This window comes from Microbacterium sp., assembly GCF_035554235.1.
In the GTDB taxonomy this organism is placed as follows: Bacteria; Actinomycetota; Actinomycetes; order Actinomycetales; family Microbacteriaceae; genus Microbacterium.
In genome coordinates, this window is the sequence record NZ_DATMIO010000007.1 from 1 (window position 1) to 22,297 (window position 22,297).

General features: G+C 65.9%; 15 protein-coding genes, 1 tRNA gene and 3 pseudogenes. 11 read left to right on the top strand and 8 right to left on the bottom strand.

What is annotated here, in order from left to right:
• Positions 1 to 292: pseudogene (locus VNT50_RS00230) on the top strand (LCP family protein); the annotation flags it as partial.
• 78 nt (positions 293 to 370) lie between these two features.
• Positions 371 to 459, top strand: a tRNA-Ser gene (locus VNT50_RS00235).
• A gap of 258 nt (positions 460 to 717) precedes the next feature.
• On the opposite strand, the pseudogene VNT50_RS00240 reads toward VNT50_RS00235, so the two are convergent.
• Positions 718 to 966: pseudogene (locus VNT50_RS00240) on the bottom strand (tyrosine-type recombinase/integrase); the annotation flags it as partial.
• Between the two features lie 50 nt (positions 967 to 1,016).
• Here VNT50_RS00240 and VNT50_RS00245 point away from each other — a divergent pair.
• Positions 1,017 to 1,586 carry a substrate-binding domain-containing protein gene (locus VNT50_RS00245; RefSeq protein ID WP_325483100.1) on the top strand — a complete coding sequence of 190 codons (570 nt, stop codon included), beginning with the start codon at positions 1,017 to 1,019 and terminating at the stop codon, positions 1,584 to 1,586.
• A gap of 116 nt (positions 1,587 to 1,702) precedes the next feature.
• Here the strand turns inward: VNT50_RS00245 and VNT50_RS00250 are convergent, their stop codons facing one another.
• From VNT50_RS00250 to VNT50_RS00265, 4 genes are all read right to left on the bottom strand, one after another.
• Complete coding sequence (locus VNT50_RS00250) at positions 1,703 to 2,716, bottom strand: LacI family DNA-binding transcriptional regulator (protein ID WP_325483101.1); 1,014 nt, start codon at positions 2,714 to 2,716, stop codon at positions 1,703 to 1,705.
• An 89-nt stretch (positions 2,717 to 2,805) separates the two neighbouring features.
• Positions 2,806 to 3,717, bottom strand: a complete 912-nt coding sequence (locus VNT50_RS00255) for a carbohydrate ABC transporter permease (RefSeq protein ID WP_325483102.1) — start codon at positions 3,715 to 3,717, stop codon at positions 2,806 to 2,808.
• A gap of 5 nt (positions 3,718 to 3,722) precedes the next feature.
• Positions 3,723 to 4,655, bottom strand: coding sequence for a carbohydrate ABC transporter permease (locus tag VNT50_RS00260; protein WP_325483103.1), 933 nt, complete (start codon positions 4,653 to 4,655; stop codon positions 3,723 to 3,725).
• Positions 4,656 to 4,721: 66 nt separating this feature from the next.
• Entirely contained in the window at positions 4,722 to 5,993 is a 1,272-nt protein-coding gene (locus VNT50_RS00265) for an ABC transporter substrate-binding protein (RefSeq protein WP_325483104.1), read from the bottom strand.
• A gap of 232 nt (positions 5,994 to 6,225) precedes the next feature.
• Here VNT50_RS00265 and VNT50_RS00270 point away from each other — a divergent pair, with 232 nt between their 5' ends.
• The 3 genes and pseudogenes from VNT50_RS00270 to VNT50_RS14380 all read left to right on the top strand — a co-directional run.
• Complete coding sequence (locus tag VNT50_RS00270) at positions 6,226 to 8,274, top strand: beta-galactosidase (RefSeq protein WP_325483105.1); 2,049 nt, start codon at positions 6,226 to 6,228, stop codon at positions 8,272 to 8,274.
• 130 nt (positions 8,275 to 8,404) lie between these two features.
• Positions 8,405 to 10,546, top strand: coding sequence for a glycosyl hydrolase 53 family protein (locus VNT50_RS00275; RefSeq protein ID WP_325483106.1), 2,142 nt, complete (start codon positions 8,405 to 8,407; stop codon positions 10,544 to 10,546).
• 184 nt (positions 10,547 to 10,730) lie between these two features.
• Positions 10,731 to 11,378 (top strand): annotated as a pseudogene (locus VNT50_RS14380) (glycosyl hydrolase 53 family protein); the annotation flags it as partial.
• A gap of 643 nt (positions 11,379 to 12,021) precedes the next feature.
• Here the strand turns inward: VNT50_RS14380 and VNT50_RS00285 are convergent.
• The 3 genes from VNT50_RS00285 to dgoD are packed head-to-tail and all read right to left on the bottom strand — an operon-like array spanning position 12,022 to position 14,732.
• Complete coding sequence (locus tag VNT50_RS00285; protein WP_325483108.1) at positions 12,022 to 12,960, bottom strand: sugar kinase; 939 nt, start codon at positions 12,958 to 12,960, stop codon at positions 12,022 to 12,024.
• Positions 12,961 to 12,963: 3 nt separating this feature from the next.
• Positions 12,964 to 13,593: a bifunctional 4-hydroxy-2-oxoglutarate aldolase/2-dehydro-3-deoxy-phosphogluconate aldolase gene (locus tag VNT50_RS00290; protein ID WP_325483109.1), complete on the bottom strand. Its 630-nt coding sequence runs from the start codon at positions 13,591 to 13,593 to the stop codon at positions 12,964 to 12,966.
• Positions 13,587 to 14,732 carry a galactonate dehydratase gene (dgoD, locus tag VNT50_RS00295; RefSeq protein ID WP_325483110.1) on the bottom strand — a complete coding sequence of 382 codons (1,146 nt, stop codon included), beginning with the start codon at positions 14,730 to 14,732 and terminating at the stop codon, positions 13,587 to 13,589. Before dgoD ends, VNT50_RS00290 begins: the two co-directional genes overlap by 7 nt.
• A gap of 122 nt (positions 14,733 to 14,854) precedes the next feature.
• Here dgoD and VNT50_RS00300 point away from each other — a divergent pair, with 122 nt between their 5' ends.
• The 5 genes from VNT50_RS00300 to VNT50_RS00320 all read left to right on the top strand — a co-directional run bounded on the left by VNT50_RS00300 (position 14,855) and on the right by VNT50_RS00320 (position 22,082).
• Positions 14,855 to 15,616, top strand: coding sequence for a FadR/GntR family transcriptional regulator (locus tag VNT50_RS00300; protein ID WP_325483111.1), 762 nt, complete (start codon positions 14,855 to 14,857; stop codon positions 15,614 to 15,616).
• A gap of 191 nt (positions 15,617 to 15,807) precedes the next feature.
• Positions 15,808 to 17,166, top strand: coding sequence for an ABC transporter substrate-binding protein (locus tag VNT50_RS00305; RefSeq protein ID WP_325483112.1), 1,359 nt, complete (start codon positions 15,808 to 15,810; stop codon positions 17,164 to 17,166).
• A gap of 67 nt (positions 17,167 to 17,233) precedes the next feature.
• Complete coding sequence (locus VNT50_RS00310) at positions 17,234 to 18,151, top strand: carbohydrate ABC transporter permease (protein ID WP_325483113.1); 918 nt, start codon at positions 17,234 to 17,236, stop codon at positions 18,149 to 18,151.
• On the top strand, positions 18,148 to 19,098 hold the full coding sequence (locus tag VNT50_RS00315) for a carbohydrate ABC transporter permease (RefSeq protein ID WP_325483114.1): 951 nt from the start codon (positions 18,148 to 18,150) through the stop codon (positions 19,096 to 19,098). The genes VNT50_RS00310 and VNT50_RS00315 overlap by 4 nt, the downstream gene beginning before the upstream one ends.
• Positions 19,095 to 22,082, top strand: a complete 2,988-nt coding sequence (locus VNT50_RS00320; protein ID WP_325483115.1) for a glycoside hydrolase family 2 TIM barrel-domain containing protein — start codon at positions 19,095 to 19,097, stop codon at positions 22,080 to 22,082. Before VNT50_RS00315 ends, VNT50_RS00320 begins: the two co-directional genes overlap by 4 nt.
• The last annotated feature ends 215 nt before the right edge of the window (positions 22,083 to 22,297 follow it).

Genomic DNA, 22,297 nt, shown 5'->3' on the forward strand with positions numbered 1-22,297 from the left:
CACGGACTCGGCGAACCCCAATCACGTCGTGCCGAACCACGACGCCGCCGACCAGCTCTGGGCGGCGCTCGCGGCCAACCAGCCGCTGCAGCTCACGGGTGAGGCCGGTGTCAACGACGGGGTCGTGGTCACGGAGCCGACGGCACCACCCGTGGAGCCCTCGACGCCGCCGACGACCGAGGCGACCCCGGGGGCGACGACGGCGCCGACCGAACAGCCGATCGCGCTGCCCTCGGAGATCTCGGGAAGCACGGCCGCGCAAGAGACCTGCTCGAACGGCAACCTGCGCTGACCTTCTCGGGTTCACCGGCCTCGCGAGGAGCGGTTAGTATTGCAAGGCGCATCCGCTCGTTTCGGCGGCTGGATGCCTGGAGACGTCGCATAGTCCGGCCTAGTGCACCACCCTGCTAAGGTGGAGACCCCTTACGGGGTCCGAGGGTTCAAATCCCTCCGTCTCCGCAAGAAAAGGCCCCGGCAATCCCTTGTAATCACTGGGATCACAGGGCCTTTCTCATTGTGGCGTGCGCGCCTTGCCCACATTTTGCCCACAAACCGTGGAGAGTCGTGAGGCTCCTCGAGCGAGCTTCATTGCTCGGCTCGAACCCCGGGATATCGACCGCCCGTGGAGGGCTGGGCGCCCTGCCTGAGGCCTGTCCCAGCGGCGGCTCCGGCGGGGCTCAGGGGTGGCCGTCACTCTGTGTTCGGCCGGTCTACGGTCTACGGTCCGCTGAGTGAACGGTGGGCATCCGTTGTGGCTGAGCTGGTCGCAATGATCTGCGTGGCTCGAGCTCGATCGAGAGCTGTTGAGACTGCATCAAGGTCGTCGTCGAATAGGTCTGCGTAGACGTCGAGTGTCATCGCGGCGGAGGCGTGTCCGCGCATACGCTGCACTGCTTTCACATTCGCGCCTGATTGAACGGAAAGGGATGCCGCGGTATGGCGGAGGTCATGCACGGTCAGGGTCGGTGCGCCTGCGGCTGGTGCCATCCGGCCTGATCGCGTCCCACCGTTCCCAAATGGGCTGGGATGTCGATGCCGTCGTGCCAGATGAGGCACAGATCGCGATGCTCGCGTGCGAGCGGCTGATCCGCGAAGGACACCGCGAGATCGCCTACGTGGATACCACCGATGAGTCCCGGGCTGCCCGCAGGCGACTGCTCGGTGTGCGGGCGGCGCTGGGCGACGCCGGCATCGCCCTGGACGACGGACGCCTTGCGCGCTGCGGCTCGGATGCCGCCGGCGGCCGCGCCGCCGGAGCCGAGCTGCTCGAAGGACCCCGCCCGCCGACGGCCGTGATCTGCTTCAACGATCAGATCGCGATGGGTGTCATGCAGGCAGCGGCAAGACGAGGCATCCCGGTTCCCGAGGGTCTGTCAATCGTGGGCATCGACGATCTGCACCCGGTCGCCGATGCGCTTGACCCCGGGCTGACAACGGTGGCACTGCCCCACGCCGAGATGGGTCGTTGGGGCATGACCCGCCTTCTCGAGCGCATCGACGGCTCTCCGCCAGCAACGGGCGGACGCCTGCACCGGATTCCGGGCTGGCTCGTGGAGCGTGAGTCGGTCGCTCCCCCCGTGCGCTGAGCCGCCAGCCAATCGCCTAGACGTCGCCCCACCGCGGTGCGACGGTGCACCCTCCCAGCGGACTCCTGCTACTTTCGGGCACGGGATGAGCGCGGCTCGCGACTCTGAATCAAGTTTCAGGCGGATTCGCGGATGATGAGCTCGGTAGGAAGCATCGTCCGGCCAGCGGGATTGCCGTCAATCACGTCGAGAAGCATGCGGACCATTTCGCGCGCGATCCACTCGAAGGGCTGACGCATCGTTGTGAGTGGCGGTGAGGTCCGGCTAGCGACGGGGGCGTCATCGAAGCCCGCCACCGCGACGTCGTCGGGTACGCGCATGCCGCGGCCATTAAGGACTTCGATGGCACCGGCCGCCATCATGTCGTTCGCGACGAACACGGCGTCGATGTCGGGCGCGCGGGCGAGGAGTCGGTCCATGGCCGCGGCGCCGGAGTCTCGCGAGTAGTCACCCTCCACCACCAGCTGCTCGTCGAACGCGTCGCCGAGCTCGTCGCGGTATCCCTCAAGTCGGCCGATACCGCCCGAGGTGTCTTGGGGCCCTGCGATGGTCGCGATGCGTGATCGCCCGGTCTTCCGCAGATAAGCGACGACGTCCCGTGCGCCGTTCACCTCGTCGGCCGCGACGTAACCAATCTGCCGCTCGAAGCCGAGCGGTACCCCGCAGGCAACGAGAGGGACTTTCGCCTGAACCAGCGTCTTGAGGAAGGTTTCGCGGCCTCGATGGGAAGAAACGATGAGAGCGCCGTCGACGTGTCCGGACGTGATGAACTCGGTGACCCGTCGCTGGTCATCGGGCGACCCGGCCATCAGAAGCACCAGCGGAAGGTCCCTCTCTGCCAGCGAGTCGGCTGCGCCGCGCATCAGCGCGGAGAAGTTCGGGTCCTCGAAGAGCCGGTCCTGACTCTCGGTGAGAAGAAAGGCGATGGAGTTCGCGCGGGCGGTTGCGAGATTCCGCGCGTGCGGGTTGATTCGGTACCCCGTTTGGCGTATCGCCCGCTCGACTGCCTGACGTGCCTCCGGGCTCACCCAATGGCCGCCGTTGAGCACCCGCGAAACCGTTCCCCGGGACACGCCGGACGCGCTCGCGACGTCGTCAATGGTCGGCCGCTTGCGCGTCTCTCCGGTCACCCCGACAGTGTACGGAACCCCGGGCTCGACCGGTGACGGCGGGGCACTCGCCTGAGGTCGGCGCGTCGAGTTGGCCAGCGACATCCCCGCTACGCCTTGACTGCGCCCGCGGCAAGGTCGACTCGCCAGTAGCGCTGCATCACGAGGAACAGAATGATGAGCGGCACGATGGACAGCAGTGCTCCGGTGATCACCAACGTGTACATCGCAGGCAGAGACGCCCCCTGGTTGAGCAGCCCGGACAAACCCACGGTAATCGGGAATAGCTCGTCGTTGCCGAGCATGATGTACGGGAGCATGAAGTTGTTCCAGACGGCGACGAACTGGAAAAGGAAGATCGTCACCAGTCCGGGCGCCATCATCGGCATGACGATTCTGTGGAAGATGTACATCTCCCTCGCCCCTTCGGTTCGTGCCGACTCGATAATGTCGGTGGGAACGGCGGCGGCGGCGTAGATTCGCGCGAGGTAGATGCCGTAGGGGCTGATCAGTTGCGGAAGCAGAACAGACCAGTACGTGTTCGTCAGCTCCACCTGGGCGAGCAAGAGGTACTGGGGAATTGCCAGAATGACTCCCGGGACGAGAACGCCCATGAGTAGCACCTTGAAGACCACACCCTTGCCGGGGAAGGTGAACTTCGCCAGTGCGTAGCCAGAGATCGCCGAGATGTACGTGGACACGATGGCGCCGACACCGGCATACAGTGCGGTGTTCAGCATCCATCGCCAGTACAGGCCGTCGCGGTACTCGGTGAGCGCGACGATGTTGTCCCACAGGTGGGTGGACGGCGCCAGTGTGAATGTGGAGAAGAGTTCGGATGCGTCCTTCGTGGACGCAATCAGCACCCAAACGACAGGGAGCAGGCAGTAGAACGCGCCCAACAGGAGGATGGCCGTGGAACCGGGGGCAACGCGCACCCGCGTGTCGGCTGTGTGGCTGTCGCGGCGTGCGCGACGGAGGTCGGGTACCGTCGCGGCGCGGGTGTTCGTGGTGAGTGCCATCGGGATCAGTCCTCCTGACCGAAGGCGCGCCGTTGAACGACGCGGAGGAACAAGAAGGAAAGAGCGAAGGTCGCAACCGCGATCACGATCGACGTCGCCGCAGCGCCGTTGATGTCTCCGCGCGTGAACGCGTCGCGGTATACAAACATGAGTGGCGACCAAGTGCTCGAGATGCTGTTGGTGAGCGGCTTGAGCGTCGTGGGCTCGGCGAACACTTGAAGAGTGGCGATCATCGAGAACAGCGCCGTCATCACGAGAGCTGGAGCAATAATCGGCACCTTGATGCGCCAGGCGATCTGCGCCTCCGAGGCGCCGTCGATGCGGGCCGCTTCGTAGATGTCCGTGGGAACTGCTTTAAGAGAGGTGTACATCACGATCATGTTGAAGCCGACTCCGCCCCAGAGCCCGATGTTCGCGATGGCGAACACCACCAACCCGGGTGAGAGCAGCGAGGGTACGTCCCAGCCGAATTGGTCGAAGATCCAGTAGAACGGGCTGACTGCCGGCAGATAGAGGAAACCCCACAGCAGCGAGGAGATCACGGCCGGTACGGCGTATGGCAGGAAGATGGACACTCGCCCGAAGGTCTTGGCACCGGTACGACGGGCATCGAGAAGGAGCGCGAAGATGAGCGCGAGGCCGAGCATTGTCGGGATGAGGATGAGCCCGTAGAGGAGCACCCGGAGGACGCTCGCAAGGAACTCCGGGTCAACGAAGGTGGATACGTAGTTCTCGAAGCCCACGAATACCGTTGACCGGGCTCCTGAACCGAGACCGAGTCCCGAGACCTTTTCTTTCTGGAAGGACAGGACGAGGGTGTAGATGATGGGTGCCGCCATGAAGACTACAAACAGCACGATTCCCGGTGCGAGCATCGCCCACGGGGTGAAGTGCTTGCCGGCCCGGGATCGCTTGGACCGGGTGACGGTGGCGGACATGCGGTGTTCCTCTCGGGCTGGGTCGGGCCGGGGCGCTGGTGTGCCACCCCGGCCCAACAAGTGGTGCTACTCGACGACCGTGAAGCCGTTTGACTTCAGGTCTTCCAGAGTGATCTGCTGCATCGCGGACACGGCGGCAACGAAGGCGTCGACACTCTTTGCCTCGGCGGCCTTTGCGAACTCGTCGTTGTAGGCGCTGAACGCGACGTTCACGTTGGGGCCGTACGTGAACGGTGCTACAGCTTCGGCCGCCTGAGCGGCGACGTCGTAGAAGTCGGGCTGGTTGCTGAAGAAATCCGGTGCCTCGGTGAGGATCGACGCGCCGGCCTCAGTGGCTGCCGGGTAGATGCCGGTCTGCTCGACCAGTGCGGCGACCGCCTCAGGGTCGGTGTTAAGCCAGGTGGCGAACTCGGTGGCTGCCTCAACGTGGTCCGACTGTGAAGTGACCGCTGTGGATGAGCCGCCCCAGTTGCCGTTCGAAGGGGTGCCGTCCCAGGTAGGCAGTAGCGCGGCCTTCCACAGGCCGGCGGTGTCTGCGGCATTGCCCTGGAGGACACCCGGGCCCCACACTGCACCGAGCCATCCGACCTGGGTGCCGTCGTTGAGCCCCGCGTTCCACTCGGGGGTGTACATGGGCTTGTTGTCGATGGCGCCCTCGGCCACAAGACCGCCCCAGTACTCGGCGACCGCCTGCGTCGGCTCCTGGTCTATGCCGACTGCCCACGCTTCGCCATCGATGGACCACCACTCGGCCTGCGCCTGCTGCGAGAGTCCAGCGAACCAACCGGCATCGGTAGCCGAGAAGGTGCCGAGGTACTTGGTGGGGTCGGCTTCGCGCAGCGCACGCGCGGTGTCGGCGTACTCATCCCACGTGGTCGGCACGGTGAGCCCGAGCTCGTTGAAGATGTCTTCGCGGTAGTAGAACATCATCGGCCCGGTGTCCTGGGGAATCGCGTAGACCGCGTCACCGCCGAGCGTCACCGAGTCCCACACTGCATCCGGGAACTCCCCGGCGAGGTCGCCACCCACCGCGCCGGCAATGTCGGCCAGCGCATCGGACGCTACAAGAGTCGGGATCTTCTGGTACTCGGCCTGTATGAGGTCGGGAGCGCCGCTGCCGGCCTGGATGGCGGTGAGCAGCTTGGTGATGGCCGGGTCGCCGCCGTCCTGCTTGGCAACCGTCACCTGGATGTCTGGGTTGGCCTCGTTCCAAATATCGACGACCTTGTCCAGATTGGGCGCCCATGCCCAGTACGTCAGTTTGACTGGGTCGCCCGAGTTGTTGTTCTCGGGTCCTCCGGCAGAGCAACCAGTAGCGATGAGCGCCGTGAGGGCCACGGCTGCAACCGTGCCGGCGCGGAATGCTGTGCACATTCGTCCTCCTTGTCGAAAGGCTGTGATTTGCGGATGCCCTTGGGATCCAGCGCTACGGGACGGCGCTGTAACCTGTGAGCGATCCCAGTAACGCACAGTCAGTTTCTCCTGTCAACTGAGGTCAATGCCCTGTTTCCAGACTGGAGTTGCTGTGCTAGAACTGTGACCGCACACAGTTTTAGGAGCCCATTCACCAATGTCGTCGCATGCCCTCACCCTCCCCGAGCCGACTTCACCCGTGCGTAGCGGGTGGATTCCCGGCACGTCAGCGATCCGGTTTGGAGGGGACTACAACCCCGAGCAGTGGAGTCGTGAAACATGGCTCGAGGACATCCGGCTGATGCGCGAAGCGGGCGTGAATCTGGTCAGTGTCGGAATCTTCTCCTGGGTGCTGCTCGAACCCCGCGAGGGTGAGTACGACTTCACGTTCCTAGATGACCTCCTGGACCTGCTGTCTGGTGCCGGCATCGACGTCGACTTGGGAACCCCCACCGCTGCACCGCCCGCTTGGTTCTGGCGGGCCTACCCTCACGCGTGCCCGGTCACACGGGACGGGGTGACCCTCGCGTTCGGTTCCCGCGGGATCGTGAGCCCAAGCTCTCCCGAGTACCGCAGGGCAGCTGCGGCGGTTGCCGGACAGCTCGCGCAGCGCTACGCAGACCATCCCACCGTTGTCATGTGGCACATACACAACGAGTACGGAGCTCCGGTGGCGGAGAGCTACGACGACGCGTCCGTTGCCAACTTCCGCGACTGGCTGAAGTGCCGCTACACATCCATCGACGCGCTCAACGCGGCGTGGGGCACCACTTTCTGGGGTCAGATCTACGGCTCTTTCGAGGAGATTGACGCCCCACGCAAATCAGCGAGTGTGAGCAATCCCGCGCATCGGCTGGACTTCAAGCGGTTCAGCTCGGATGCTCTCCTGGAGTGCTACCGCTTAGAGCGCGACGCGATCCGCCGGCACGCTCGTCAGCCCATCACCACGAACTTCATGGCGTCGACGTGTCGCGACATCGACTACTGGCGATGGGCTGAGGAAGTCGACATCGTCTCCAACGACCACTACCTCACTGCCTCTCGTCTGGACGCACACGTCATGCTGTCCATGGACGCTGACCTCACCCGGTCGCTCGCCGGTGGAAAGCCATGGATTCTCATGGAGCACTCCACATCGGCGGTGAACTGGCAGCCCCGCAACATGGCCAAGCGGCCGGGAGAACTGGCACGCAACAGCGTCGCCCACCTCGCCCGCGGAGCCGACGCGATCATGTTCTTCCAGTTCCGGGCGAGCCGGTTCGGAGCAGAGAAGTTCCACTCGGCGATGCTTCCCCACGCCGGAGTGCACAGCCGCGTGTGGCGTGAAGTGGTCGGGCTGGGCACTCACCTCAGTGAGCTCGACGAGCTGCGGGGCAGTCGAGTGGAGGCATCGGTCGCGATCGTGTGGAGCACCGAGTCGTTCTGGGCCCAGGATCTGGAGTGGCGGCCGTCGGTCGATCTATCGCACCGCGACCAAATCGAGGCGTTCTACTCCACGCTGTGGCGGCTCGGTGTGACCGTCGACTTCGTGCACCCTTCGCAGGACTTGTCCAAGTATGCCGCCGTCTTCGCCCCGTCGCTGTACCTCCTCAGTGACGACTCGGCCGCGAACCTGCGTTCCTATGTGAGCCACGGCGGCACTCTTGCGGTGTCCTACTTCTCGGGCATCGTCGATGAGAACGACGCTGTCCCCCATGGCCCGTTCCCGGGGCAACTGCGAGATGTCCTCGGCATCTCCATCGAGGAGTTCCAGCCGCTGCGGGAAGGTGCGCACGTCACGCTCAACAGCGGACACGAGGGCACGGTCTGGTCGGACGAGATCGTGTTGCAGGGCGCCGAGGTGATTGAGGCGTACGCGGACGGGCCCGCCGCGGGGTTGCCTGCCATCACCAGGAACACGCTGGGCAACGGGGTGGCCTGGTATCTGTCGACCAAGCTCGACGATGCAGATCTGGAAGACGTGGTCCGCAACCTGCTCAAAGACGTAGACCTGGCCGTTTCCCCTCCGCCGAGCGGCCTGGAGCGTGTCATCCGCATCGCCGAAGACGGCGCTCGCTACGCCATCGCCATCAACCACGCCGACATCGACCTCCCGCTCGGTGCCGGTGGCACCGATCTCGCAACGGGCGCCCACCAGGAGGAGCTTCGCGTAGCCGCCGGAGGCATCATCGTCGTTCGGCTCGACCCGAAGGGGGCGACGGCCTAACTCCCCGACCTACCCCCAGCGATGTCCGGACAACCCGGACCCATCCGCAACGTCGCGGACGGCTTCCTCTCAAGGACCGCGTGCAGACGTTGCACACCCGAGAGGAAACAAAGTGCACGTTCGCAGAATCATGGCAGCCGCCGCCGCAGCCGCGGCGCTGTCGCTCACATCAACAGCACTATCGGCAGCCGCGTATGCGGAGGATCCCGGACCGGTCGAGGCCGGCATCACGGTCGACAAGGTGGACGGACTCTCACCCGACTTCTTGAAGGGAGTAGATGTTTCGACAGTCGAGTCGCTCGAAGCGAGCGGCGTCGTCTTCCGCGACTCCACCGGCGCGCCGGCAGACCTCTTCACGATCCTCGCTGAAAACGGAGTCAACTCCGTACGAATCCGCGTGTGGAACGACCCGTTCGACGCGGAAGGGCGCGGCTACGGCGGCGGCAACGTAGATGTCGACCGCGCGGTCCAAATCGGGCAGCGAGCAACAGCGGCGGGACTGGACGTCCTGGTCGACTTCCACTATTCGGACTTCTGGGCAGATCCCGGACGACAGCTGTCTCCGAAAGCCTGGACCGGACTGGACGCGACTGCGCGCGCCACCGCGCTGCACGACTTCACCGCGGACGCGCTGCAACGCTTGGAAGACGCCAGCGTGGATGTCGCCATGGTGCAGATCGGCAACGAGACAAACAACGGCGTCGCCGGCTACACCCGTGCAGGCACGGCGATCGACCAGACGTTCGCAAACCTGATCTCCGCCGGCAGCTCGGCGGTGCGCGAGGTGCTTCCCGGCGTCCCCGTCGCCGTCCACTTCACCAACCCCGAGACCGCCGGGCGTTACGCCACCTACGCGGCCGGCCTCGCCCAGTTCGGGGTGGACTATGACGTGTTCGCCAGCTCGTACTACCCCTACTGGCACGGAACCACCGAGAACCTCACGAACGTCCTGTCACACATCGCCACGACCTACGGCAAGAAGGTGATGGTCGCCGAGACCTCATGGGCACGCACGCTGGAAGACGGCGACGGCTTCCCCAACGTCATCGGCTCGGGCACCATCAGCGACGACTACCCGGTCAGTGTGCAGGGTCAGGCAACCCAGCTGCGCGACGTCATCGCCGCAGTGGCCGCAGTCGGCGCCGCGGGCCTCGGCGTGTACTACTGGGAGCCCGCCTGGCTTCCCGTCGGTCCGCCATCGGAATACGAGACGAACGCGCTCCTATGGGAACGTGACGGCTCGGGCTGGGCGACGAGCTACGCGTCCTCGTACGACCCTGTGCACGTCGGCGAGTTCTACGGCGGATCGGCCTGGGACAACCAGTCCCTGTTCGCCTGGGACGGCAAGCCACTCGAGTCGCTGCGCACCTTCCAGTACGTCGACACCGGCGCCGTCGCGCCCAGAGAGATCGTTGCCGTCGAGCAGCCGGCGCTGTCGTTCCAGGAGGGATCCCCGGTGACCCTTCCCGAGACAATCGCAGTCGACTACAACGACGGAACCACAGAGCACCCGGCCGTCACCTGGTCCGGCGCGGTCCACTGGATCCGCGGGCCCGGCGTCTACGAGATTCCCGGCGCTACCTCCACGGGGCTCGAGGTCGTCGCAACCGTTACCGTGCTCGCCGTCAACTACGTGGAGAACCATTCGTTCGAATACGCCGACATGAGCGCCTGGACGCTCACGGGGCCAGCAGCTCGCACGCAGACCTCGGACAGCTCGGACGGGGACTTCTCGGTCACCTTCTGGAATGGAACGGCATACACCGCATCGGTGCAGCAGACCATCACCGGCGTCCCCGCCGGAACCTACCTGCTTCAGGCAACCACGCAGGGCACGAACAGTCCGTCGACCGACACTCGTACCCTGACTGCGACGACGTCCGCAGGCAGCGAAAGCGCACCACTGGAGTTCTCAACCTGGAACGAGTTCCATACCTCGGACGTTGACGGCGTGGTGGTTGGAGCCGACGGCACGGTAACCGTGTCGGCGAGCTTCTCGCTCAGCGCCGGAGCCTGGGGCGTAGTGGACGACTTCCGTCTCGTGCGAGCATCCACCACGGCCCCGGTGGACACATCCGACCTCGAGACTCTGCTCATCGAGGCCCGTGCAATCGACCTCACCCCCTTCACCCCCGCCTCGGCGGCGGCGCTCGAGGAGGCCATCGCAATCGCCGATGTCGTTGTGGCCGCTTCGGAGGTAACTGCGAAGGACGTGAAGTCTGCCACGAAGCTGCTCGAGAAGGGGGTGAAGAAGCTCAACCTCACGCGGTAACAGCAATAAACCTGGGGCCGCGTGCTGGCGCGGCCCCAGGCGCAACCAAGAAACAAGGAGGTTTCCCGTTGTCCAACCTGAGTTCCCATCTGCGGACCGTCGGCATCGCCGTCGCACTTACAGCCATGGTGTCCGCAACCATTCCCACGGCCGCCCTCGCCGCTAAACCCACAACGACAAGGCAGCCCTGCTCGACATGGCGACGCGTGTGTCCGCCAAGGGGATGAAGGTGTACGTCGAGCTCCACTTCTCGGATACGTGGGCTGACGGTGCGCACCAGACCAAGCCGGCAGCGTGGGCAAGTCACGGCTACACCCAACTGCTGACCGATGTGTACAACTTCACGTACGACATCTGCACCAGTCTGAAGGCGCAAGGCACGACTCCGGCCATGATCTCCATCGGAGCGACAATGCCCTCTACCGCAGTTGGTTCGACCAGGCCGTTCGCCGTGGCGTGCAGTTCGACGTCATCGGTCTGTCGTACTACTCCATCTGGCACGGCACGATCAGCGTCGCTGAAGGCCAACATGAATGACGTCTCCGCGCGATACAACAAGCCGGTCGTCGTCGCTGAGACCGCGTACCCGTTCACCTTGAGCTGGGAAGACGAAGAGGGGAACGTCTGCTGCAACAAGAACATGCTCCTCGCCGGCTACGCGGCCACTCCCACGGGACAAGCGGCGAACCTCCGCGACGTCTTGGCCGCGGTGCGAGCCGTACCGAACGGTCGCGGTCTTGGGGTGTTCTACTGGGAGCCCACTTGGACCGCTGTCGACGGCAACGGGTGGAGTCCCGACGACGCATCAAGCGGAAACAGCTGGGAAACATGACGTTGTTCGACTTCAGCGACGAGGCTCTCCCGGCGCTGAGCGAGTTCCGCCCCTAGGTGCGGTCGACTGCGCACCAGATCACCGGTCCGGGGTTCCCTTAATGGTGGGGGGTCCCGGACCGCGCCTCGGTCGTTCCAGCGACTTCTCGCGAGGCGGGATCTGACTGTGGTCGACCGGGCGCGCAGCAGATCGACCTACCGGGCCAGGCATAGTGCCGTGCCTCGCCCGGCGACCTCGGCGAAGAACGCTCCCATCGCCCGAAATCGGACTGTTGTCGCCACGCCTCGCCAAGCGTGGATCGCCGCGCGATTAGCTGCGCCTCGAGCGTTAAAAGTCCGGTTTGAGTCCCGGCGTTCTCGATGTGCTGAAGCAGCAACTCCGCCGAGGACGACCCATTCCGTCCCCGCGCTGAGCGACTGCCGTGACCGAAATCGCACATGGTTCGGTTCGTCTCGGGCGGTCGCGCTCGTCGTCGCCGGCGTTCACATCACATCATTGATTGCCGCGTCGTGATCTCATGCCCTACGGCAGTGGTTCTCGTCATAGCGTCCGCACAGTGTGCGGAGGTCGTGGATTATAGCGTGTTGAGATCCTCCTCCAACGGGATGATTGACCCTCGGATGACACGGTGGCGGCGACCTTCTCAGCGGATGGCGTCGCCGGGGGAGGCTTCGAGCAGCGCGAGATCGGCACGTGTGGGCGCCTGCTCCCAGTCGCCCGCGCCACTGACGGCCAGTGCACCGCAGCGCGCTCCGCGGTACAGTCGCTGCGCAATAGATAGGCCATCGAGCGCACCCGACAGGTAGCCGGCGGTGAAGGCGTCACCGGCGCCGATGCTGTTCACCTCCGTGATCGCGTACGCGGGGCACGAGACGGCTCCATCGGCATTGAACATGGTCGCACCGTGCACCCCGCGCTTGACGACGACCTCGCTCACCCCCGCATCCAGCAGCTGTGCGACACGCTCCGCCTCGCACGCGCCGTCGGCGACGAGGTCGAGCTCGCCCTCCGAGGCGACGACGATGTCTGCGCGCCGGGCGAGCGGTGCGAGTGCTGCTCCCGCTGCCGCGCGGTCCCAGAGCTTCGCCCGGTAGTTGACGTCGAAGGACACGAGCGCGGAGGTCTCGCGTGCCACCTCGAATGCCGTCGTCGTGGCCGCGTGCGCGGTCTCGGAGAGTGCAGGGGTGATGCCGCTGAGATGCCAGATGCGCGCCGTTGTCGCGGTGAGCGCCACCACGTCGGCGGGGCCTATTCGTGACCCGGCAGAAGCGCGTCGGTGATACGTCACGGTGGGCGCGATCGCTGCGGGCATGTCGACGAGCATGAGGCCCGTGGGAGCGGACTCGTCACGCCTCACCCAGTCGAGGTCGACGCTTTCGGCGCGCAGCGTACGCGCGACGAGGTCGCCGGCCGGATCCGCGCCGAGCACACCGACCCACGCGGTCCGATGGCCGAGGCGGGAGAGACCGATCGCGACGTTCATCTCCGCACCGGCGGGGGAGGCGTGCAGCGGATCGGCGAGTGCGAGACGGCCATGGGCGCGGATGGCGACCAGCGACTCGCCGAGAGTGACGACGTCCATCGGCTACTCCTGCGCCGACAGTGCGCGGAAGGCCGCCGCTCGCACCGCGAGCGAGGTCAGGTCGAGGGGATCGGTTGCTTTGCCGGTCAGCGGCGCCCCCACACCGAGGGCCAGGGCGCCTCGACGCAGGTAGTCGCGGCCGGTGGCGAGATCGACACCGCCCACCGGAATGAGCGGCACGTCGGGGAACGGCGCTCGCAGCGCGGACAAGTAGGCCGGTCCGCCGAACTCGGCCGGAAAGAGCTTGACGGCCGTCGCACCGCGCTCGAGCGCGTCCAGGATCTCGGTGGGGGTCAGGGCGCCGGCGAGCACCGGAGCGCCCGCGTCGACGGATGCCTCGATCGAGGCTGTCACGGCCGGAGTGACCATGAACGTGGCCCCGGCATTCATCGCTGCGGCGACATCCTCCTCGGTCAGCACCGTGCCTGCACCGATCTCGGCGCGCGTGTCGGCGGCAAGTGCGCTGATCGCCTCGAGTGCGCCCGGAGTGGTCAGCGACACCTCGAGTGCCCGAAAGCCCGCGTCGATGAGGGTGCGCCCGATCGCGACGGCGTGCACCCGCGAAGCGCTGCGGATGATCGGCATGACCCGCTGGGCGATCAGCAGGTCGCGCAACTCGGTCGTGGTCACCATTCTGCGAAGCCCCCGTCATTGTGGCGCCAGATGGGTCCGCGCCAGGCGTGTCCGCGCGCGTCGGCATTGCGGACCGCGGTCTCGTCGACTTCGATACCGAGGCCGGGTTTGGTAAATCGCTCGATGTAGCCGCTCGAGAAGTCGAAGACGGAGCGGTCCATGACGTAGTCGAGCACCTCGCCGTCCTCGTTGTAATGGATGCCGATGCTGTGCTCCTGGATGAAGAAGTTCGGCACGGCGAAGCCGATCTGCAAGCACGAGGCCAGTGCGATCGGCCCCAGCGGACAGTGCGGTGCGAGCTGCACGTCGTAGATCTCAGCCAGGCTCGCGATGCGGTGAACCTCCGAGATGCCGCCGGCATGCGACAGGTCGGGCTGGGCGATCGCGATGCCGGACTGGAACACCGGCAGGAACTCCTGGCGGCTGAACAGCCGCTCGCCCGTGGCAATGGGGATCGACGTCATATCCGCGAGCCGGCCGATCAAGTGACTGTTCTCGGGGACCACGGGCTCCTCGACGAACATCGGGCGCAGCGGTTCGAGCGCGGGCATGAGCCTCCGCGCGTCGGCAAGGCCGATGCGACCGTGGAAGTCGACGCCGACGTCGCCGGTGTCACCGAGCACCTCGCGCGCTGCGGCGACGCGGGATACGACGCCGTCCAGCTCGCGCAGGTTCGAGATCCGCTCCATCCGGCCGGAGGCGTTCATCTTGACAGCGGTCAGGCCCTGCTCCAGACGCGCCGATATCGCGTCGGAGACCTCATTCGGCTCGTCGCCACCGACCCACCCGTACACGCGGATTCGGTCGCGGACCGGGCCGCCGAGCAGCTGGTGCACTGGGAGCCCGGCGACCTTGCCGGCGATGTCCCACAGTGCTTGGTCGAGCCCGGATACCGCCGACGAGAGGATCGGGCCGCCGCGGTAGAACGAGCCCTTCGTCATGACTTGCCAGTGGTCCTGGATGCGCAGGGGGTCCTGGCCGATGAGCAGTTCGGACAGCTGCTCGACGGCGGTGCGGACGGTCTCGGCGCGCCCCTCGACCACCGGCTCACCCCAGCCGACGACACCGGTGTCCGTCTCGACGCGCACGAACAGCCATCGCGGCGGGATGAGGAAAGTCTCGATGCGCGCAATCTGCACGGGTGACCCAATCGACGTCGGTGAGGGCGCGATCGGCGGCACACCGATCGGCAAGTACTTTTCGTTACAGGAAGACTATAACGTATGCCTTTTAAAGGCCTTCCGACTGGTAAAGTGCGGGTATGACGCTGAAGCACTCAGACCCGCCGTTCGTCTCGCTGGCAGGCCTGCATTCCCGTGCTCTCGATCAGCTGGGGCTCGCGATCTGCGCGGGCGAACTGGGTCCGGGATCGAGCCTCACGCTCGAGGAGATAGAGGAACGTTGCGGGATCTCGCGATCTGTGGCGCGTGAGACCGTCCGCGTGCTCGAGGCGATGCGCCTGGTCGTGTCTCGCCGTCGAATCGGCGTGGTCGTCCTGCCCGAGTCGGAATGGAATCTCTACGACCCGCAGGTCATCCGCTGGCGATTGGACTCACCCGACCGCGCCGAACAGCTCTCGTCGATGGTCGAACTGCGCGCAGCGATCGAACCGGAAGCCGCGCGTCTGGCCGCCACTCGGGCGACGGCCGACGAAGTGAGCGAACTCATCGCGCTATCGGGCCGGCTCTGGGCCGCGGGTGAGCAGGGCGATGACGAGCGCTTCCTCAAGCTCGATGTGGAATTCCATGCCCGCATCCTGCGCCTGTCCGGTAATGCGATGTTCTCGCGGCTGGACGGGCTCATCGGGCAGATGCTCGTAAGCCGCACCGAGCACGGGCTCGTTCCCGACCGCCCGGCGAGTGTCGCGCTGCAGCTGCATGTCGACGTCGCGGGGGCGATCCAGCGGCGCGATCCGGAGGGGGCATACGCGATCATGCGCTCGATCCTCGTCGCAGCTCTGGATGAGATCGACGGCTTGTCGGTAGCGGCCGAGCGCGTCGCCAGCACACACGTCGGCCGGTAGTAAAAAGCATACGTTATCGCTCGAACGTGTGATAACGTAATCTCACGCCGCCGCCGTCATAAGTGCCGACATCGACTGAGTCGTCTTTGCTGGACCGGAGCTTCAAGGCTGACGGACGCGGTTCACCCTAACGCCGGGTTCATGACCGCCTTTGGCGTGCGTGGAGATCGGACCCCCAGAGGAGGACAGAAATGACCACAGTGCAACGTCGCCGCAAGGTCGTGGCCGGCACCGCCATCGTGGCGGCCGTCGTCATGCTCAGTGCGTGCGCGACGCCGTCGGCGTCCGACAGCGCCGGATCGGCCGACACGATCTCTCAGGAGAAGATCGACAAGGCGATGAGTACGCCCACGACGATCGACTTCTGGTCGTGGGTGCCGGACATTCAGAACCAGATTGACCTGTTCGAGGCGAAGTATCCCGAGATCACGGTGAAGCTATCCAACCAGGGCGGCGCTACCGCGCAGTACCAGAAGCTGCGTGCCGCGGTGAAGTCCGGGGACGTGCCCGACGCCGTGCAGATCGAGTACTCGTTCCTGCCGTCCTTCACGATCACCAACAGCCTCGAGGACCTGGCACCGTACGGCGCCGCCGAGCTCTCGGACCAGTTCGTGGACAGCGCATGGGGCATGGTCTCCACCGACGACTCGGTCTGGGGTCTCCCGCAGGACTTGGGCCCGACCGGCCAGCTCTACCGCACCGACATCTTCGAAGCCGCCGGCGTCGAGGTCCCCACCACGTGGGACGAGTATGCAGATGCCGCAGTGCTCATCAAGGAGAAGACCGGCTCGTACATCTCGGATCTGCCGGGCAACAGCTTCTCGCCGATCCTCGCCCTGCTGTGGCAGGCCGGCGCGCGCCCGTTCAGCTATGACGGTGACAAGACGGTCACGATCGACCTCCACTCCGAAGAGGTCACGCAGGTGATCGGTTACTGGAACGATCTGATCCAGGCCGACCTCGTCGACACCGCGCCGCAGCTCGACGACAACTGGTACCAGAGCATCGCGAGCGGCAAGTACGCCAGCTGGCTCGCCGCCGCCTGGGGCCCTGTGTTTCTGCAGGGAACCGCCGGCGACACCAGCGGGCTCTGGCAGGCAGCCGAGATGCCGCAGTGGGACTCGTCCGAGCCGGCCTCGGGCAACCAGGGCGGATCGGCTGTCACGGTGACGGCCGACTCCGACGCCAAGATCGTCGCCGCCGAGTTCGTCAAGTTCCTCACGGCCGACACCGAGGCCACCGAAACGCTCGCCACCGAGCAGTTCATCTTCCCGTCGCGGGTCGAGACCCTGGAATCGCCCGCGGTGCGCGACCAGGAGATGGAGTTCTACGCCGGACAGAAGGTCAACGCCGTGTTCGTGGACATCGCCCAGACCGTCGCCAGCGACTGGCAGTGGCTGCCGTACAACGACTACGCGAGCAGCAGCTTCAAGGAGACGCTCGGCGCCGCCATCACCGAGAAGACTGACCTGCTCGACGCTCTTCAAGAGTGGGAGGACGAGCTCGTCAGCTACGGCGAGTCCCAGGGGTTCACGGTCGTCACGAAGTAGCCCGCGTGGGGCGGGACCGACGGTCCCGCCCCACCTTGTTCTACCCCGATTCAGAAAGGTCCCGCCGATGAGCACCACGGCTCTCGGACGCAAGCGCTGGAGCGACAAGCACCGCAAGAACACTGCGGCGTACCTCTTCATCGCCCCGTTCATGATCCTCTTCGTGACGATGCTGCTTATGCCCCTGCTGTATGCGGGCTATCTCAGCCTCTTCAAGGCACAGCTGGTCGGCGGCGATTCGTTCGTCTGGTTCGACAACTACGTGCGCGCGCTCGGAGACGGTCGATTCCTCGTCAGCGTGCTGCGCATGTGCCTGTTCCTGATCATCCAGGTGCCGATCATGCTCGGTCTCGCGCTGTTCTTCGCCCTCGCGCTGGACAGCATGCGCGTGGGCGGCGGCAAGTTCGCCCGGCTCGCCATCTTCGTGCCGTACGCCGTTCCCGGCGTCGTGGCCACGCTGATGTGGGGCTACCTGTACGGCGACAACTTCGGCCCGATCGCCCAGTTCATGCGCGCCATCGGGCTGGGGTCTCCCGAGCTGCTGTCGTCCGAGAACATCCTCGGGTCGATCATCAACATCGTCACCTGGCAATTCGTCGGCTACAACATGGTGATCATGTATGCGGCGATGCGCGCCATCCCGACCGAACAGTACGAGGCCGCCCGCATCGATGGCGCCGGACAGTTCCGCATCGCCTGGAGCATCAAGATCCCAGCGATCCGCAATTCGATCGTGCTCTGTACGATCTTCTCGGTCATCGGGGCGTTCCAGCTGTTCAGCGAACCGAAGCTGCTGTACGAAATCGCCCCGAACGCCATCGGCTCGTCGTTCTCGCCGAACCTCTACGCGTACAACCTCGCCTTCACGAACCAGGACATGAACTACGCCGCGGCGATCGCGTTCCTGCTTGGGTTCATCATCATGATCGTCTCGTACGTGTTCCAGCTCTCGGCTGCGCGGCGGGAGAAGGGAGCGCGCTCGTGACCGCCACCACTGAGGTCCCCGCCACCGAGACGCATGCCACCCGCGTAATCGTCACGCGCAACAAGCCGCGCCGCGGCCGCAAGGACGGCTCTTTCTTCGCCGGCGAGAAGCGCAGCAGCATCCTCACAGTCGTCCTCTGGCTCGCCGCCGGATACTTCCTGCTGCCCCTGTTCTGGCTCGTCGTCGCGTCGACGAAGGACAACTCGGCGCTGTTCTCCAGCTTCGGCCTGTGGTTCGCGGACGAGAACCACTTCATCGACAACCTCGTCACCCTGTTCACGACCCGCGACGGAGTCTTCGTCCAGTGGATCGGCAACACGGTGCTGTATGCGCTCGTGGCGGGTCTCGGATCGGCGCTGCTGTCGGCTGCGGCCGGATACGCATTCGCGAAGTACGACTTCCCCGCCAAGAGGTTCCTCTTCGCCGTGGTGCTCGGCGCGATCATGATCCCGACGACCGCGCTCGCCATCCCCACGTACCTGCTGTTCGCCGGCGCAGGGCTGACGAACACCGTGTGGGCGATCATCCTGCCCTCGCTGGTGAGCCCGTTCGGGGTCTATCTGATGCGCGTCTACGCCGAGGAGTCGATCCCGGACACCCTTCTAGAGGCGGCGCGGCTGGACGGAGCGGGCGAGTTCCGCATCTTCTGGCAGATCGCGCTGCGGATCATGGCGCCCGGCATCGTGACCGTGCTGCTGTTCGCGATCGTCCACACCTGGAACAACTACTTCCTCCCACTGATCATGCTCGCCGATCCCGACCTATTCCCGCTGACGCTGGGACTGGCGCAGCTGCAGGCGGCCAGTGAAGCCGGCGGCGGGGCATCCGCGCAGTTCTCGACCGTCATCACGGGTTCGCTCGTATCGATCGTGCCGCTCGTGGTCGTGTTCCTCTACCTGCAGAAGTACTGGACGTCGGGGCTCACCACCGGAGGGGTCAAGGAGTGAACAACCTCAGCGCCATGAACGACCGGGTGGCGTGCGACCTCGCCGCCGGCGACCGCGAGCGGGGAATCACCTATGCGCTCGTACCAATGGACCGGCCGATCGCCTACTGGGAGGAGCCGCATCCGTCGCGCAACGTGCTGCCGTCGAGAGCGCACGCACGGACGGATGCCCCCGAACTCGGCTTGGACGGCGCGTGGGCATTCCGGTACTCGCCGACCGGCGATGCTCCGGTCGACTTCCTGGACGATGCCCTCGACGGACAGGCCGGCACGGAGGACTGGACGACGCTGGCCGTGCCCGCACACTGGCAGCTGAACGGGTTCGGGTCCCCGATCTACACGAACCGCCTGTACCCGTTCCCGGTCGACCCGCCGTATGTGCCGCAGGAGAACCCCACCGGCGACTATCGGCGGACGTTCACCGTGCCGACGGACTGGGATGTCGAGCGCGTCCTGCTGCGCTTCGACGGCATCGACTCGCTCGGCACCATCTGGCTCAACGGCGCCGAGGTCGGCGTCGTAGCCGGCAGCCGCCTGCGCAGCGAGTTCGACGTCACGGAGCTTGTTCGCCGCGACCGGGAGAACGTGCTCGCCGTTCGCGTGCACCAGTGGTCGAGCGGCAGCTACCTCGAGGATCAGGACATGTGGTGGCTGTCGGGGATCTTCCGCAGCGTCACCCTGCTGGGCCGCCCGACCGGGGCGATCGAGGACCACTTCGTCCATGCCGATTACGACGCGACGACCGGGATGGGCACGCTCTCAGTGGATGCCGTCGTCGCCGGTGGCAGCTCGGCGCGCGTGCGAGTGCCGGAACTCGGCATCGACGTCGCCGCGAGCGAGGTCGCCGGCATCGCCGTCGAGCCCTGGTCCGCGGAGCTGCCCCGGCTCTACTCCGGCGAGCTCGTCTCGTCCGGAGAGACCATCGCGCTGCGCATCGGGTTCCGTCGTGTCGAGATCGTCGACGGCGAACTGCGTGTCAACGGCGCGCCGATCCTGCTGCGAGGCACGAACCGGCACGACTTCGATCCGGACACCGGCCGCGTCATCTCCGAGGCTCGCATGCGCGCCGACATCGTCATGATGAAGCAGTTCAATTTGAACGCCGTCCGCACCAGCCACTACCCGCCGTCCGCGCGCTTCCTGGAGCTATGCGACGAGCTGGGTCTGTGGGTCATGGACGAGTGCGACCTCGAGACGCACGGCTTCTTTCCCGTCGACTGGTTCCACAAGCTCCCCGGCAACCCCGCCGAAGACCCCCGCTGGGAGGGCGCGCTGGTGGATCGGATGCAGCGGCTCGTCGAGCGCGACAAGAACAGTCCCAGCATCCTCATGTGGTCGCTCGGCAACGAGTGCGGCACCGGCCAGAACCTCGCCGCGATGGCCCGATGGGCCAAGCTCCGCGACCCGTCACGGCTCCTCCACTACGAACGCGACTGGTCCTGTCAGTACGTCGACGTGTACAGCCGCATGTATTCGACGCACCGCGAACTCGATCTGATCGGGCAGCACCAGGAGGCCCCCTTCCCCGACGCCGACCTCGACGCCCGACGCCGGAACATGCCGTTCCTGCTGTGCGAATATGCGCACTCGATGGGCAACGGGCCAGGTGGCCTGGCCGAGTACCAGGAGCTCTTCGAGCGGTACCCGCGACTGGCCGGCGGCTTCACCTGGGAGTGGTTCGACCACGGTCTGCGTGCCCACACGGCGGACGGCGATGAGTATTTCGCCTACGGTGGTGACTTCGGCGAGGAGCGCCACGACGGCAACTTCATCGCCGACGGCATCGTGTTCCCCGATGGGACGCCGAGCCCCGCGCTGCATGAGTTGAAGAAAGTGTTCCAGCCCGTCTCGTTCTCGTTCGCGAACGAGCGGGTGACCGTGCGCAACGCGCACGACCATCGTGACCTGTCGCACCTTCGGTTCTCGTGGGAGCTGCAGGAGGAAGGCGCCCGCGTGGACGGCGGTGACCTCGCAGTCGGTGACGTGCCGGCGGGAGCCTCGGTCGCACTTGAGATCCCAGGGCGCCCGCGGGGCGCCGGGGAAGCGGTGCTGACGGTGCGCGCTGTGCTGGCGGCAGACACCGACTGGGCCCCGGTGGGACACGAGGTCGCCTGGGGGCAGCACGTGAAGGTTGCCGCGGCATCCGCCCCCATCACCGCGGGATCGGCGCCGCGGCTCGAAGGCGACCGCATCGTCGTCGGAGGTGCGCAGTTCGACCGGCGCACGGGCAGCCTCCTCTCGCTGGGCGGCATCGACATCGGGGCGCCGTCGTTCGATACGTGGCGCGCGGTCATCGACAACGACCGGGACTTCTCGTGGGAGCCGCGCGAGGCGCGCTGGCGTCAGATCGGGCTCGACCGCCCGCAACACACAGTGCACGCAGTGCAGACGGACGAGGACGCCCTCGTCGTGCGCGGCCGCCTCGGCTTCACCGGCAGCGACCTCGGCTACGCGACGGCGCTGCGCTGGACCGCGATCGATGACGCCGTCTCGCTCGCGATCGATGCCGAGCCGCTCGGCGACTGGGACGTGCCGCTGCCGAGGTTCGGCATCCGCATGGCCCTTCCTGATGCCTTCTCCGACGTGCAGTGGTACGGCCCGGGACCGGGCGAGGCGTATCAGGACAGCCGGCAAGCGGCGCGGCTGGGACGCTGGCAGCGCACGGTCGACGAGCTTCAGACGCCCTACCTGATGCCTCAGGAGAACGGCAACCGCATCGGCGCACGCTGGCTCTCGCTCAGCGGTCCCGATGGCACGCTGCGCATCGACGCCCACCCGACGGTGGACTTCACGGTGAGGCGGTGGCGATCGGAAGACCTGGATGCCGCGCAGCATCCGCAAGATCTGCGGCCTTCAGTCCGTGTGTGGCTGAATCTCGACGCGGGACAGAGCGGGCTGGGCTCCGGCTCGTGCGGTCCCGGAGCGCTGCCTGCCCAGCGTCTCCTCCCGGCGACATTCCGCTACGCCGTGACCTTCCGCTTCTGACACCCTGCCGCTCACGGCGGATCGCATGCACGGCGGTTGACGAATCGCATCGGGTTCCGAGCGGAATCCGTCGCGATCTGTGATCTATCAGGACATGCCTGACGTTCGCGCATCAATAGATCTCTGACCTTTCGGGCCCGTGTGGTCCTGACACTTCTGCCTCTATGTGTGAGGGATGAGCCGTGTTGAGACTGTCGATCCTCGCGTCCGTCTTG